The sequence below is a fragment of the Pseudoalteromonas sp. KJ63-1 genome, from assembly GCF_055808145.1.
Map to the genome: position 1 here is coordinate 284,426 of NZ_CM147855.1, position 12,809 is coordinate 297,234.

The following is a 12,809-nucleotide window of genomic DNA, read 5'->3' on the forward strand; positions in this document are numbered from 1 at the left end:
TATAAATAAAAAATCATCAGGAGAATAACATGGGTATATTTAATCGCGTAAACGACGTCATTCAAGCAAATATCGTAGCTATGCTTGATAAAGCTGAAGATTCAGAAAAACTACTTAATTTGATGCTAACCGAAATGCAAGAGGCACTTAATGAGTGTCGTAGCACTGCAGCGGCACTATTATGTGAAGAAAAAAATATTAAGCGTCAAATAAGTAATAAACAACAAGCGCTCACAAATTGGCAATTAAAGGCCGAACATGCCATTGCAAAAAATCGTGACGATTTAGCTAAATCAGCATTAGCTGAAAAACACGTTATTGAAAAAAACATAGAGTGCTTACAAACACAACTTGAGACATTGCAGCAATCAATTGTAAAAATCACAGAAGACTGTGAGCGCCTACAGCAAAAAATGACACAGGCTAAAGCTAAGCAAGCACAACTTGTAAAGCGTGAAAATGTCGTTGAGGCAAGAGCAAAGATAAATACTCAGCTGCAGAGCGATAAAGTGGCCACTGCTTTATCACGATTTGAGCAAATTGAACGCCGCGTTGAGAGTGTTGAATCGCAAGTTGAAGCGTATGAACTGACAGATACAGCGAGCAATACTGCGACGCAAATTGAGTCACTGGTTAAAAACGAAAAAATTGATGCAGAACTGGCAAGTTTAAAAGCGAGTTTAAATACTGCTAACAAACAAACAGCCTAAGGAGATTGTTATGAATAATTTTAATACGCATCGTCGTTGGTATAAAAATACGCTTAACAAAAAAATATCAGGTGTCTGTAGTGGGTTAGCCTACCGGTTAGACTTTCCGGTATGGTCTACTCGATTAGTCACCGTTTTATTATTCTTAAGTTTTCCGTTTGCAGTGGCGCTAGGTTATTTAATAGCACACTGTTGTCTTGAAGAAAAAACAGTGTAAGGGGAATAACATGAAAACTTTCGCCGTATGCCTACTTATTGTTACATTATTTTTAATTAATAGCGGTTCGATAATTCATTTTGATGTATGGCAGTTTCCGTTGTGGATTTCAGATATTAGCTGGACAGGTATTGAGCTCATTGGAGCGTTAGTCGCTATTATTGTTGTTATTGCGATTGCAGCTTTAGTAACTATGGGGCTTGTTGGCGCGGCGATGGTGGCACTGGCTGGAACTATATTAGCCTTTTTATTCGGATCATTGATGATTGCTTGGCCATTATTGTTTGTGGCAGGGTTGTGCTGGTTAATCGCAGATAACAAAAAAGTAGCTTCTTGAACTTAAATTAGCTGCCTAATATTAGGGAATTATGATAGATTTGGGCTATATTTTTTTGTTTTAACAAGGATTTTACTGATGATTAAACAATGTATTTTGAGTGCAAGTGCGTTAATAGTGGGTGTTTTTTCGTCTTCGTTATTGGCGCACGAAGGACATGAGCACGATAGTGTTGTTGCGCATTTACAAGTAACAAATGCACAAGTAAGAGAGTTTTTACCGGCCACCAAAGCCAGCGTGGGCTATTTCAGTATTGAAAACCATAGTAATGTGCCGGCAACACTCACAAGAGCGACCTTAGATGGGTTGGGTCGTGTTGAGATTCATGAGCACGTCCACGCTGATGGCATGATGAAAATGCAAAAAGTAGAATCACTGCTTATTAAGGCCCATCAGCAACTCGATTTTAAGCCTGGGAGCTATCATTTAATGGTGTTTGAACCGCAAGAGCCGTTAAAAGTAGGTCAAGAACGCAAACTCACGCTATATTTTGAAGACGGGAATCGAGTATTCACCAATGCGAAAGTAGTTTCGCTAGCATCGCAAGCTGGGCCGGTAAAAGTATCGAAAGATCATAGTCATCATTAGGGGGATAAATGTCACAGCATAAAGGAAAAATAATAACGGCATTGGTACTATTGTTTGTCGTATTTTACGCTATTGCAGTGTACTGGAGCATAGAGCCTGCACGTTTTGATGTGGTACAAAATGCCAAACAGCAAGCACAGCAACGTAGTGAAAAACCAGTAACAGGGTATGTAACCACTTCAACACTTATCACCGTCGCTGATACTCTCTTGACTAAGTCAGGCGGTTATTTATCAAATGATGTACTGCCACCGAGCGTAATAATGGACAACATGCCTGCTTGGGAGTATGGCGCGTTGGAAATGGTGCGTGATTTAGCATTATCAATGCGAAAAGATTTTAGTCGTTCACAGTCACAATCAACTGAGCACGAAGCGCTTAAAAAAGCACAGCCACAATTTAATATTAGTTCTGAAGCATGGGCATGGCCAAGTGCTGAGGGCGAATATCAAAAGGGTATTGATTACTTATTAGTTTACCGTTCTCAAATTGCGAATCAGCATGAGCGCGATAGCCAGTTTTACTCACGTGCAGATAATTTACGCAGTTGGTTAAAAGAAGCAGAAAAACGCTTAGGTAGCTTAAGCCAGCGTTTGAGCGCGAGTGTAGGTCAAGACAAAGTAAATACCGATTTAGCAGGCAATTCTTCAAATACTCAAGCTACTTATACGCCATTACAACAACAAGTAAAAACATCGTGGTGGGAAATTGATGATGTATTTTATGAGTCACGCGGTGCTACTTGGGCTTTACTGCATTTTTTACAAGCAGTTGAATATGATTTTGCCGAAGTACTTGATAAAAAGAACGCCCGTGTTAGTTTACAACAAATTATACGCGAGCTTGAAGCGACTCAAGAAACGGTTTGGAGCCCAATAATTCTAAACGGCAACGGATTCGGTTATGTCGCCAACCACTCACTCGTTATGGCAAATTATATCTCTAGAGCCAATGCGGCACTGATTGAACTTAGCGAATTATTAGCGCAAGGATAAAAAATGAAAAAGTATTGTATAGCAGCAGCCTTATCAATGGCATGTTTAGCACCTGTAGCACAAGCCGACACTGTATTAGGTTTATATGTAGGAGTTGATGGTTGGAAAGCAGATAATGATGGTGGCTTTTCTGATAATAATAATGCCCTACAAAACTTCAACTTTGAAGATGAGACTTTTGTTAGCTATTACGCCGCACTTGAGCATCCAGTACCGCTAGTACCAAACTTAAAACTAAAATACACTGAGCTTGAACTAAACGGCGCAACACAACTTGAAGATACATTTACTTTTAATGGCACTGATTATGTTGTAGGTACTGATGTTAATTCAGTTACTGACTTATCGCACATTGATTATATTCTTTACTATGAAATTTTTGATAACGACTTAATCTCAATTGATTTAGGTATTAATGCTAAGCAGTTTGATGGTGAAGTTGTGGTAACGGGTACATCACAACAAGGTGGTGCTAACTTCACTGAGATAGAAGAGTTCTCAGGTGTAGTTCCTTTAGCATATGGACGTTTTGAAGCAGGTTTACCATTTAGTGGTTTAAGTGTTTTTGCTGAAGGTAGCTTTTTAGCTATTGATGACAGTAAAGTACGAGATTACCAAATGGGTATTGCTTGGGAGTTGATTGATAACCTAGCGGTTGATGTTGCGGTTAAAGCGGGCTACCGCTCTATGGTTTTAGAACTTGATGATGTAGATGATATTAATACTGATATTGATGCATCAGGCCCATTTGCGGGTATACAAGTTCATTTTTAAGCACCGACTTTTCGAAAAGCCACCTCGTGTGGCTTTTTTTAGTTACTTTGAAGTGTGCCACACTAATTCAAATTCCCCTTCAAATGCTGCACCAATTAACTGTTTGTACACTTTATTAATTGGATAATTCATTAGTCTAAACAATTCATCACCGGTTTGGGTAAACTTATAATAGCTCAGTACTAAATCGTTACTTTTTGCTTTTAAAGTTAGTTTTTGAGTTAAAAAGGAGAGGGTTATCTCTTGTCCTGCTTTTAATGCAGCGGATTCAATTTCTTTACGGTATAACAAATTTAAGTCCATTAAGGTTAATACATCAGGAAAGCTCACACCGCTTTTACCTATGCTTAATGACACTTTATTTCCCTTACCTAATAAATCAAATAACGAGGGTTTTTTGTAATAGCCTAAAAATATTAGGTGACTACTATCTTTTTCGTTATACCCTGAAATAGACACACATTTTCTCAATGAATCCGCTTCGCGCTGGGTCATGTGTTTAAGTGTTTGTAAACTTTTAATAGAAAAGGTACCTGGACTAATAGTTTCGCCAGTAAAAATTTTTGCCCATAATGTTTGCATAGATTGATTTGAGGTATCTTCACATAAGGCAATAAAGTGTTCTACCCAATCGGCATCAGGTTGTTTAGCGCAGGCTACATCAGGACAAAATTCCATTGCCAAGGCTAAAATAGTCTCGATATTTTGTTGTTGTTTTATTAGCAGTAGATCTTGTCTTTTTTGTGCTCGAGCTAATACTGAATGCTCGCTATTAATACGATAAAGAGACTTTGATTTACCCTGCGTATTATAGGTTTTTTCATCAGCTGCAGTCGTATTACTCACTTTTGTAACCGAGTAACCTAACAGTGACTCAATAATATTGGCAAGTTTAATTCTGGCTTGTGCGGTTTTTACTGTCATGGCTTTCCATTATTGCTTGTGCATCACTGAGTTGGGCTACCGTCTTTAAGTTATTTAGCCCTAGGGTGACTATATTGCTTAATATATTTTCAGCAAATATAGCAACATAGCCAGATATAAGCGGCACAGTTGCTTGTCCTTCTATATGCCAGGTTACAGTTTTTGCATGGGGGCTAAATAGTAATCGGCTAGTAATAATATGTTCTTGATTAAATAATACATTAAATACAACTTCATTGGCGCTTAATGAAGTGATTGTCATTTCGCCTTGCCCCCACTTTCCTTGCCAAGATTGATAGGCTCCCGCACCAGCACTAGGTTCACCAATACTAAATTCAATATTGGGATCTATTTGCTGCCACGGCGACCATTTGTACCACTGAGTAAAATCTTCCACTAATGACTTTATAACAGGAGGGCGGGCATTTATTTTAATGCTTTTTTGCACATGATAGTTTTGTGGTAAAAGTAATCCCACAATAACAAACGCCAACAGTAAGATGGCTGAAAACAGCATTAATTGTTTAAGTAGTTTAATAGGTATGCCTCATTGGTTTTAATATTACAGCGTCTATGAATTGTTAATAATCACAGCTTATTTAATAGTTTAGCCTAGGGTCTGTTGACCTTTCAAGGTTGAATTTGCAGCAGTCTGTTTGGTATTTAGGCAAGGCAGAGCTTATGTGGTGTGGTTATTCCCCATAAATAGGCGATAACGCAGCATCAATGCCAAACAGGCGCTGCCCGAAGGGTTCTGCCTAGGGGCGATTTACTCTTTGTTACTCGGTTTTGACTTAGCCCACTAGGTTACAAACCTCGCGCCGCGATTAAACCGCCCCTAGTTTGAACAAATTTTAATCCGCAAAGGTCAACAGACCCTAGAGCCGATCATTTTTATCTATTTTATCTACTTTAAATAAATCTAAAAGCAGACATTAGCAGTAATCAGCTTAGATGATTTGTCTGTTTTAGTTGCGATAAAGGTAAACAATTTTTAATCAGTGCTTTCATTTTGTGCTATATCAACGGGGATGTCGATAGGGTATAATTCGCGCCTTTTGTTATTGAACGGCCAATTTTATGAGCACATTAAAAGCTGATCGCGGCTTATTCTCATACCCTAAGTATTGGGCTGAGTGTTATGGCACAGCCCCATTTTTACCAACAACACGCGAAGAAATGGACGCGCTTGGCTGGGATAGCTGCGATATTATTATTATTAGCGGTGATGCTTATGTAGACCATCCTAGTTTTGGGATGGCTGTAATTGGCCGTGTGCTAGAAGCGCAGGGGTTTAGAGTGGGCATTATTGCTCAGCCTGATTGGAACTCTAAAGATGCCTTTATGGCATTGGGTAAGCCTAACTTATTTTTTGGTATTACAGCCGGTAACATGGATTCGATGATCAATCGTTACACCGCTGAAAAAAGAATGCGCCATGATGATGCTTACACTCCGGGAAATGTAGGTGGCAAACGCCCCGATCGCGCCGTGATCATATACTCGCAACGTTGTCGTGAAGCCTATAAAGATGTGCCACTCGTTTTAGGGGGCATTGAAGCCAGCTTGCGTCGTATTGCTCATTACGATTATTGGCAAGAAAAAGTACGCCGTAGTGTATTGTTTGACGCTAAGGGTGATATTTTAATTTATGGTAATGCCGAACGTCCATTGGTTGAAGTAGCGCACCGTATCGCTGCGGGTGAAACCATGGATACCATACAAGATGTGAGAGGCACGGCGGTTATTCGTAAAGAGCCTCTACCTGGCTGGCGCGGCAGTGATTCAACAGCCATTGATAAAATTGGTAAAATAGACCCTATTCCTAATCCTTATGGGGCGGATGATGTGGGTTGTGCTAAATCAGAATTTAAGCAAGCGGGTATTGATTTAAAAGCCGAAGCTGCAAAACCAATTACCATACAGCCTGCGCGCCCTAAGCCATGGGAAAAAACTTACGTTAAGTTACCCGCTTTTGAGCAGGTCAGTGTTAATAAACCATTGTATGCCCATGCATCGCGTATTTTACACCAAGAAACCAACCCTGGTTGTGCAAGAGCGTTGTTTCAGCGTCATGGCGATCGCTCTATTTGGGTGAATCCGCCAGCCTATCCACTTGAAACCCAAGAAATGGATGATGTGTTTGGTTTACCGTATCAGCGTATTCCGCACCCAAGTTATGGCGACGACAAAATCCCTGCTTACGATATGATTAAAACGTCGGTAAACATAATGCGTGGTTGTTTTGGCGGCTGTTCGTTTTGTTCTATTACCGAGCATGAAGGGCGAATAATTCAAAGCCGATCTCAAGAATCGATTATTGAAGAGATTGAGCAAATTAGAGATAAAGTTCCAGGCTTTACTGGGGTTATTTCTGATTTAGGCGGACCAACCGCAAATATGTACAAACTGCGTTGTACCAGTAAAAAAGCAGAGAGTACCTGTCGCCGCTTGTCGTGTGTGTACCCTGATATTTGTAAGCATATGGATACTGACCATACCCCAACTATCGATTTATATAAAAAGGCGCGTGAGGTTAAAGGGATCAAAAAGATCTTAATTGCTTCAGGCGTGCGTTATGACCTTGCCGTACGTGATCCTCGTTACGTTAAAGAGTTAGTAACTCATCATGTTGGTGGGTATTTAAAAATTGCACCAGAGCACACTGAAGATGGCCCATTATCTAAGATGATGAAGCCTGGTATGGGGGCTTACGATGAATTTAAAGCGCTATTTGATAAGTACTCTAAAGAAGCGGGTAAAAAGCAGTATTTAATTCCATACTTTATTTCTGCTCACCCAGGGACTAAAGACGAAGACATGGTTAATATGGCTTTGTGGCTGAAATCGAATGACTTTAAGCTTGATCAGGTGCAAAACTTTTACCCATCACCGATGGCTAATGCGACCACCATTTATCATACTGAAATGAACTCGCTACGTAATATTAAAAATAACACAGAGCAAGTTGCGGTACCAAAAGGGGCGCGCCAGCGTCGTTTGCATAAAGCAATTTTACGTTACCATGATCCTGCCGGTTGGCCTATGATCCGCGAAGCTCTTCGTAACATGGGCAAAGCTAAACTCATTGGTAAAGGTCCAAATTGTTTAGTGCCAGAAGAAGGCAGAGATGAAAGGCAAGCCAAAGGCAGTAAAGGTAATAAGGGTGGTCGTCCAGCGCTTACTCGTCATACTGGCTTTAGTCAGTTTAAAAAAGCCAACACCAAACCTAAGGTGGGCGGTAATCGCCAGCGCGCAAGGTAAAGTAACTATCGGCTTAAACAAAAACACCGCGTATTGATGCGGTGTTTTTGTTTATAAACGTTTATAAACAAAATTAAATCAATAACCAAGTTGCGGTGCCTAAAAAGGCAAATATACCAACGATATCAGTTACCGTGGTTAGTACCACACTGCCTGCCAGTGCTGGATCTATTTTCATTTTTTTAAGCAATAGTGGGATACTAGCACCCGCAATACCTGCTGCAACTAAATTCATAAACATAGCAAACGCTAAAACACCACCGAGTTTGAAATCCCATTGCCAAAGCGCAACGACACCGGCAATTAGGATAGACCAAACCATACCGTTAATCGCGCCGATAGCGAGTTCTTTTAATAATAAAAAACGTTGGTTAGTTTGGTTGATATGGCCCACCGCGATACCGCGAATAACCAAAGTTAAGGTTTGGCTGCCTGCAACCCCACCCATTGATGGGACAATGCCATTGAGCACAGCAAGAATTGGTAATATAGCTAAGGTGTTTTCAAAAAAGCTCGCCACAATTGCAGCCAGCAATGCAGTTAGTAAGTTTACACCTAGCCAAATTGAGCGCTTTTTAGAGCTTTTTAAGACCGGCGCAAAGGTATCTTCTTCATCATCAAGACCCGCTAAGCTTAATAAGCTATGCTCTGCATCTTCACGGATAACATCAACGATATCATCAATAGTAATACGACCAAGCAAATGCGCGTTGTCATCGACAACTGGTGCCGATATCCAGTTATGCCGTTCAAATAGTTGCGCTACTTCGCTTTCATCCATTGAAATAGGAATAGATTCACACTCTTCATCCATCAAGTCCTGAACAATTTTTTCAGGGGGATTAGTTAATAAAGTGCTCAGCGATAAGGCGCCTAAAAAACAGTTATGTTTATCTACAACGTATAAGTCATCAGTGCCCTCAGGTAGTTCACCACGTAAGCGTATATAGCGCAGTACAACATCTAGAGTCACATCAGGGCGAATAGTTACCGTATCGATATTCATCAAGGCGCCAGCAGAGCGCTCTTGGTAAGATAGAGCTTGTGTTGCGCGCTCTCTATCTTGAATATCCATGGCGCTAACAACGTCTTTATATACGGTGTCTGGTAGGCTACGTAGTACTTCCCCTAAATCATCATGGCCCATGTCTTCTGTTGCAGCAGCAATGTGCTCAGGTGCCATTTGCGCAATAATGCCCAAACGTACGTCTTCAGAGAGCTCTTCAAGTACATCACCCTGCACATCGGGATCAACCAGTTGCCAGAGCATACGACGAATTTTATGGGGAGATGATTCTAAAAGAAGTGCGGTATCACAAGGTGCCGTTTTTGCTAGCATGCGCCTAACTTGAACAAATTGACCACTATTTAGTGACTGGGTCACCTGTTTTAGTTGTTGTAGTGGAATATCTTGTTCTAAAGCTTCAGGCATTGGCGTCCTTAATTAAATTTTATTACATGATGGAAGGGTAATGAATGCTATTCAATTTTAGTTTATCTTACTTTATATGGGCAAACTACCTCAACCACTATTAACCTTAGCTTAGGATGGTGATTTAATGATGAACTATTTTATTCTTGCTCATTAAATCGTTGGTCAATGAGCTCACCAATTGCATTAAGCGCAGGCTCTGCATCAGGGCCTTCGCATACTACCTTAACTTCTTTGCCTTGACTGCTCTCTAGTAACATAAGTGCTAGTACACTATCGCCAGCGGCTTGTTTATCGTCTTGGAATAACGTGATTGAGGCATCAAATTGCACAGAAAGCTGTGCCAGTACCGTGGCCGCTCTGGCATGTAGGCCTAATTTGTTTTTTATTAAAAATGTACTTTCTAACCGCATTAATATTCTCTCAAGCTTTATTCTTGTTCTCGGTGGCGAATTTTCACATTAGGATGACTCATTGCAAAACTTTCACCTATAGTTTGCGCTAAGTAAACCGAGCGGTGTTGCCCTCCAGTACAGCCAATGGCAATGGTTAAATAGCTGCGGTTATTTCTTTCTAAATGAGGCAGCCATGTTTGGACGAATGTTTGAATTTGCCATGTAAACTTTTGTACTATGCTGTGACTGGCTAAGTAGTCTTTTACTGGTTGATCTAGCCCTGTAAGCGGCTTAAGCTCAGGCTCCCAATGTGGGTTTGGTAAAAAGCGAGCGTCGAATACATAATCGGCTTCTTTGGGTATACCGTGTTTAAAGCCAAATGACTCAAAGGTAATGATCAGTTGTTTGTCTTTTTTACCGAGTATTTTTTCACGGATAGACTCAGCAAGCTGGTGCACACTTAAGCCTGTGGTATCAATCATATAATCGGCACGATTAATGAGTACATCAAGGAGTTGCTTTTCTTTTTTTATAGCCAAATCAAGTGGCAGAGAATCAATAGAAAGAGGGTGAAGACGCCGTGTTTCTGAAAAGCGTTTAATTAAGGTTTGATCGTCACTGTCTAAATAAAACACCGTTGGCTTAGTAAAACCAGGCAAATATTCAATGATTTCATTAAACTGTTGTTGTTCTTTAGGTAAGTTACGCACATCAACACTTACAGCTATTTTATTGTAGCTGTCGGAAACACTACGAACAAGAGATGGTAATAAATTTAAAGGTATATTATCTACACAATAATAACCTAAATCCTCAACAACGCGTAACGCAACAGATTTACCAGAACCTGAGCGACCACTTATAATTATTAATTCCATTTATCACCCTTTATTATTGCTACGGTTGACTTACAATGATCTGGTACAGTTCACTGTCGGATTTTGCCGCCCGTAATTGCTTACAAAATTCTTTATCGTTGAGCTTTTCAGCTATAGTGGCTAAGGTTTTTAAATGCTGCTTATTGTCACCGTCGGGTACAATTAAGGCAACAAAAATGTCGACCGGTCGATTATCTATTGCATCAAAATTAATAGCCGCTTCGCTCACTAATATAAGTGCAAGAGGCTCTTGTACACCACTCATACGACCATGAGGAATTGCAATTCCTCGGCCTATACCTGTGCTCCCTAGTTTTTCTCTTGCTGTTAATGCATTAAGAATATCTTGTTGAGCTAAATAGGGCAGTTTATTGTGAGCCAATTCACTGATAAATTCTAAAATTCTTTTTTTACTATTAAAAAGGACCGCAGCTTTACTGCAGTCCTGACAGATAAGTGAGCTTAGTTTCATAGTGTTAGTGTCGAGCAAGTTTCTCTTTGTGTTTAATTACTTGACGATCTAGCTTGTCAATCAGCGAGTCTATAGCAGCATACATATCTTGGTGTTCAGTAGAAGCAAAAATCTCAGCGCCACTAACATGAACGGTTGCTTCGGCTTTTTGGTTTAGTTTTTCTACATCGAGAATAACGTGCACATTCGTTATGTGATCAGTGTGCCTCTGTAACTTCGAAAATTTACTATTTACGTAGTCTCTAAGCGAGTCGGTAATATCTACATGGCGACCAGTTAAATTCAGTTGCATAAACATTTTCCTCTTTGTTGTACGCCTTAAATCAAACTTTTACGTTGATTTGACGGGGGAATAGCTAGAGATTCGCGATACTTTGCAATAGTTCTCCTTGCTACTTTAATTCCTTGCTCAGCCAATATATCTGCAATTTTACTATCACTCAATGGTTTAGCTGAGTTTTCTGCAGCGATTAATTTTTTAATTAATGCGCGTATTGCTGTTGAAGAACATTCACCACCATTTTCAGTGCTTACATGGCTTGAAAAGAAATATTTAAGCTCAAAAATACCGCGTGGTGTATGCATGTATTTTTGCGTAGTAACACGTGAAATAGTTGACTCGTGCATTTCTACCATTTCGGCTACGTCATTAAGTACCATAGGCTTCATCGCCTCAGGGCCATGCTCAAAAAAGGCCTGTTGTTGCTGCACAATACAGTTAGTTACTTTAAGCAGCGTGTCGTTTCTACTCTCTAAGCTTTTTATAAACCATTTAGCTTCTTGTAAGTGTGAGCGAATAAACTGGCTATCGCCACTTGATTTGACCGTACGAGACATAGCCGCATATTGGCTGTTTACCCTAATTTTAGGCATGCTATCTGGGTTTAGTTCAACCACCCAACGGCCTTTCACTTTTTTAACCGACACATCAGGAATAACGTACTCTGACTCTTCTCTAACGATAGTGTCTGCCGGTTTTGGGCTAAGGGTGTGAATTAACGTCATGACTTCTTTAAGCTCATCTTCTTTGAGCTTAGTTTTCTTCATTAACGTGCGATAATCACGCGCAGCCAATAAATCAATGTGATCAGTTAAGATCATTTTAGTTTCGTTTAAAAAAGGCGTGTCTTGGTCAAACTGATTCAGCTGAATACATAAGCATTCTTGTAAACTACGCGCGGCTATTCCCACCGGATCAAATAACTGAATACGCTTTAATACCGCTTCTATTTCATCAAGTTCAACTTCATCTTCTATGTCGTTCTCTTGATTAAAGCTCTCTAATATTTCTTCACAGCTAAGGGTTAAAATGCCCGAATCGTCCACGGCTTCTACGATAGCAATCGCGATGGCTTCATCAGTAGGGCTAAACGGTGTCAGTTGCAATTGCCACATTAAATATTCATGTAGCGTTTCAGTTGAAGAGCCTTGATAAATTGATTCATCTTCAGGCATTGGTCCTGATGAAGAGGCAGGTGCTGCGCTCATGTATTCATCCCACGTAACATCCATTGCCATATCATCGCTAATGGTGTCTTTGGTCATGGCTTCGCCGCTATCTTGCTCATATTCGCTAGGTTTTTCATCAGCTGAAGCACTTAGCGTTGACTCATCGATATCGGCTTTTTGTTCGTTTTTACCCGCAGCATCTTCACTGTAATCTTGTTCTTCAACTTCAAGCAAGGGATTGCTATCGAGCGCTTCTTGAATTTCTTGCTGGAGATCAATGTACTGAGTTGCAATAAGCGAATTGCTTGTTGCAACTGTGGAGTCATTGTAAGTTGCTGGCCCATGCGCAGCTGTAATGATTGCCTCATTTATCT

Annotated in this window: 14 protein-coding genes and 1 pseudogene; 7 read left to right on the forward strand and 8 right to left on the reverse strand. The window is 40.3% G+C overall.

Features of this window, described 5'->3' with window-relative positions:
- The first annotated feature begins 29 nt into the window (after positions 1-29).
- From AC0L7Q_RS01290 to AC0L7Q_RS01315, 6 genes are all read left to right on the forward strand, one after another.
- Positions 30-710, forward strand: a complete 681-nt coding sequence (locus AC0L7Q_RS01290) for a PspA/IM30 family protein (protein ID WP_413401190.1) — start codon at positions 30-32, stop codon at positions 708-710.
- Positions 711-720: 10 nt separating this feature from the next.
- A complete protein-coding gene (locus AC0L7Q_RS01295) occupies positions 721-927 on the forward strand; it encodes a PspC domain-containing protein (RefSeq protein WP_409424531.1) in 207 nt (68 codons plus the stop codon).
- A 10-nt stretch (positions 928-937) separates the two neighbouring features.
- The gene (locus AC0L7Q_RS01300) at positions 938-1,264 is read left to right on the forward strand and encodes a hypothetical protein (protein ID WP_008115505.1); all 327 of its coding nucleotides are present in this window, start codon (positions 938-940) and stop codon (positions 1,262-1,264) included.
- Positions 1,265-1,342: 78 nt separating this feature from the next.
- Positions 1,343-1,852 carry a copper chaperone PCu(A)C gene (locus AC0L7Q_RS01305; RefSeq protein ID WP_413401191.1) on the forward strand — a complete coding sequence of 170 codons (510 nt, stop codon included), beginning with the start codon at positions 1,343-1,345 and terminating at the stop codon, positions 1,850-1,852.
- 8 nt (positions 1,853-1,860) lie between these two features.
- On the forward strand, positions 1,861-2,847 hold the full coding sequence (locus tag AC0L7Q_RS01310; RefSeq protein WP_178954815.1) for a DUF2333 family protein: 987 nt from the start codon (positions 1,861-1,863) through the stop codon (positions 2,845-2,847).
- A gap of 3 nt (positions 2,848-2,850) precedes the next feature.
- On the forward strand, positions 2,851-3,621 hold the full coding sequence (locus AC0L7Q_RS01315; protein ID WP_198522488.1) for a TIGR04219 family outer membrane beta-barrel protein: 771 nt from the start codon (positions 2,851-2,853) through the stop codon (positions 3,619-3,621).
- Positions 3,622-3,663: 42 nt separating this feature from the next.
- Here AC0L7Q_RS01315 and AC0L7Q_RS01320 read toward each other — a convergent pair whose 3' ends face one another.
- Both AC0L7Q_RS01320 and AC0L7Q_RS01325 read right to left on the reverse strand, forming a co-directional pair.
- Entirely contained in the window at positions 3,664-4,545 is an 882-nt protein-coding gene (locus AC0L7Q_RS01320; RefSeq protein ID WP_409424535.1) for a TIGR03899 family protein, read from the reverse strand.
- Positions 4,514-5,062, reverse strand: a complete 549-nt coding sequence (locus AC0L7Q_RS01325) for an SRPBCC family protein (RefSeq protein WP_409424536.1) — start codon at positions 5,060-5,062, stop codon at positions 4,514-4,516. The genes AC0L7Q_RS01320 and AC0L7Q_RS01325 overlap by 32 nt, the downstream gene beginning before the upstream one ends.
- Positions 5,063-5,625: 563 nt before the next feature.
- Here AC0L7Q_RS01325 and AC0L7Q_RS01330 point away from each other — a divergent pair.
- Positions 5,626-7,809: a YgiQ family radical SAM protein gene (locus AC0L7Q_RS01330; RefSeq protein WP_413401192.1), complete on the forward strand. Its 2,184-nt coding sequence runs from the start codon at positions 5,626-5,628 to the stop codon at positions 7,807-7,809.
- A gap of 73 nt (positions 7,810-7,882) precedes the next feature.
- On the opposite strand, the gene mgtE is transcribed toward AC0L7Q_RS01330, so the two are convergent.
- The 6 genes and pseudogenes from mgtE to AC0L7Q_RS01360 form a co-directional block, all read right to left on the reverse strand.
- A complete protein-coding gene (mgtE, locus tag AC0L7Q_RS01335) occupies positions 7,883-9,241 on the reverse strand; it encodes a magnesium transporter (protein ID WP_413401193.1) in 1,359 nt (452 codons plus the stop codon).
- Between the two features lie 140 nt (positions 9,242-9,381).
- The gene (locus AC0L7Q_RS01340; RefSeq protein WP_413401194.1) at positions 9,382-9,654 is read right to left on the reverse strand and encodes an HPr family phosphocarrier protein; all 273 of its coding nucleotides are present in this window, start codon (positions 9,652-9,654) and stop codon (positions 9,382-9,384) included.
- A 17-nt stretch (positions 9,655-9,671) separates the two neighbouring features.
- The gene (rapZ, locus tag AC0L7Q_RS01345; protein WP_178954822.1) at positions 9,672-10,514 is read right to left on the reverse strand and encodes an RNase adapter RapZ; all 843 of its coding nucleotides are present in this window, start codon (positions 10,512-10,514) and stop codon (positions 9,672-9,674) included.
- A gap of 19 nt (positions 10,515-10,533) precedes the next feature.
- The gene (gene ptsN, locus AC0L7Q_RS01350; protein WP_138609043.1) at positions 10,534-10,986 is read right to left on the reverse strand and encodes a PTS IIA-like nitrogen regulatory protein PtsN; all 453 of its coding nucleotides are present in this window, start codon (positions 10,984-10,986) and stop codon (positions 10,534-10,536) included.
- Between the two features lie 4 nt (positions 10,987-10,990).
- Positions 10,991-11,278, reverse strand: coding sequence for a ribosome hibernation promoting factor (gene hpf / locus AC0L7Q_RS01355; RefSeq protein ID WP_010390562.1), 288 nt, complete (start codon positions 11,276-11,278; stop codon positions 10,991-10,993).
- Between the two features lie 26 nt (positions 11,279-11,304).
- Positions 11,305-12,803, reverse strand: a pseudogene (locus tag AC0L7Q_RS01360) (RNA polymerase factor sigma-54).
- Positions 12,804-12,809: the final 6 nt, after the last annotated feature.

What these genes read in the sequence shown, in the direction of transcription:
- AC0L7Q_RS01290 (WP_413401190.1), top strand. Translation starts at nt 30, where the DNA reads ATGGGTATATTTAATCGCGTAAACGACGTCATTCAAGCAAATATCGTA.
- AC0L7Q_RS01295 (WP_409424531.1), top strand. Translation starts at nt 721, where the DNA reads ATGAATAATTTTAATACGCATCGTCGTTGGTATAAAAATACGCTTAAC.
- AC0L7Q_RS01300 (WP_008115505.1), top strand. Translation starts at nt 938, where the DNA reads ATGAAAACTTTCGCCGTATGCCTACTTATTGTTACATTATTTTTAATT.
- AC0L7Q_RS01305 (WP_413401191.1), top strand. Translation starts at nt 1,343, where the DNA reads ATGATTAAACAATGTATTTTGAGTGCAAGTGCGTTAATAGTGGGTGTT.
- AC0L7Q_RS01310 (WP_178954815.1), top strand. Translation starts at nt 1,861, where the DNA reads ATGTCACAGCATAAAGGAAAAATAATAACGGCATTGGTACTATTGTTT.
- AC0L7Q_RS01315 (WP_198522488.1), top strand. Translation starts at nt 2,851, where the DNA reads ATGAAAAAGTATTGTATAGCAGCAGCCTTATCAATGGCATGTTTAGCA.
- AC0L7Q_RS01320 (WP_409424535.1), bottom strand. Translation starts at nt 4,545, where the DNA reads ATGACAGTAAAAACCGCACAAGCCAGAATTAAACTTGCCAATATTATT.
- AC0L7Q_RS01325 (WP_409424536.1), bottom strand. Translation starts at nt 5,062, where the DNA reads ATGCTGTTTTCAGCCATCTTACTGTTGGCGTTTGTTATTGTGGGATTA.
- AC0L7Q_RS01330 (WP_413401192.1), top strand. Translation starts at nt 5,626, where the DNA reads ATGAGCACATTAAAAGCTGATCGCGGCTTATTCTCATACCCTAAGTAT.
- mgtE (WP_413401193.1), bottom strand. Translation starts at nt 9,241, where the DNA reads ATGCCTGAAGCTTTAGAACAAGATATTCCACTACAACAACTAAAACAG.
- AC0L7Q_RS01340 (WP_413401194.1), bottom strand. Translation starts at nt 9,654, where the DNA reads ATGCGGTTAGAAAGTACATTTTTAATAAAAAACAAATTAGGCCTACAT.
- rapZ (WP_178954822.1), bottom strand. Translation starts at nt 10,514, where the DNA reads ATGGAATTAATAATTATAAGTGGTCGCTCAGGTTCTGGTAAATCTGTT.
- ptsN (WP_138609043.1), bottom strand. Translation starts at nt 10,986, where the DNA reads ATGAAACTAAGCTCACTTATCTGTCAGGACTGCAGTAAAGCTGCGGTC.
- hpf (WP_010390562.1), bottom strand. Translation starts at nt 11,278, where the DNA reads ATGCAACTGAATTTAACTGGTCGCCATGTAGATATTACCGACTCGCTT.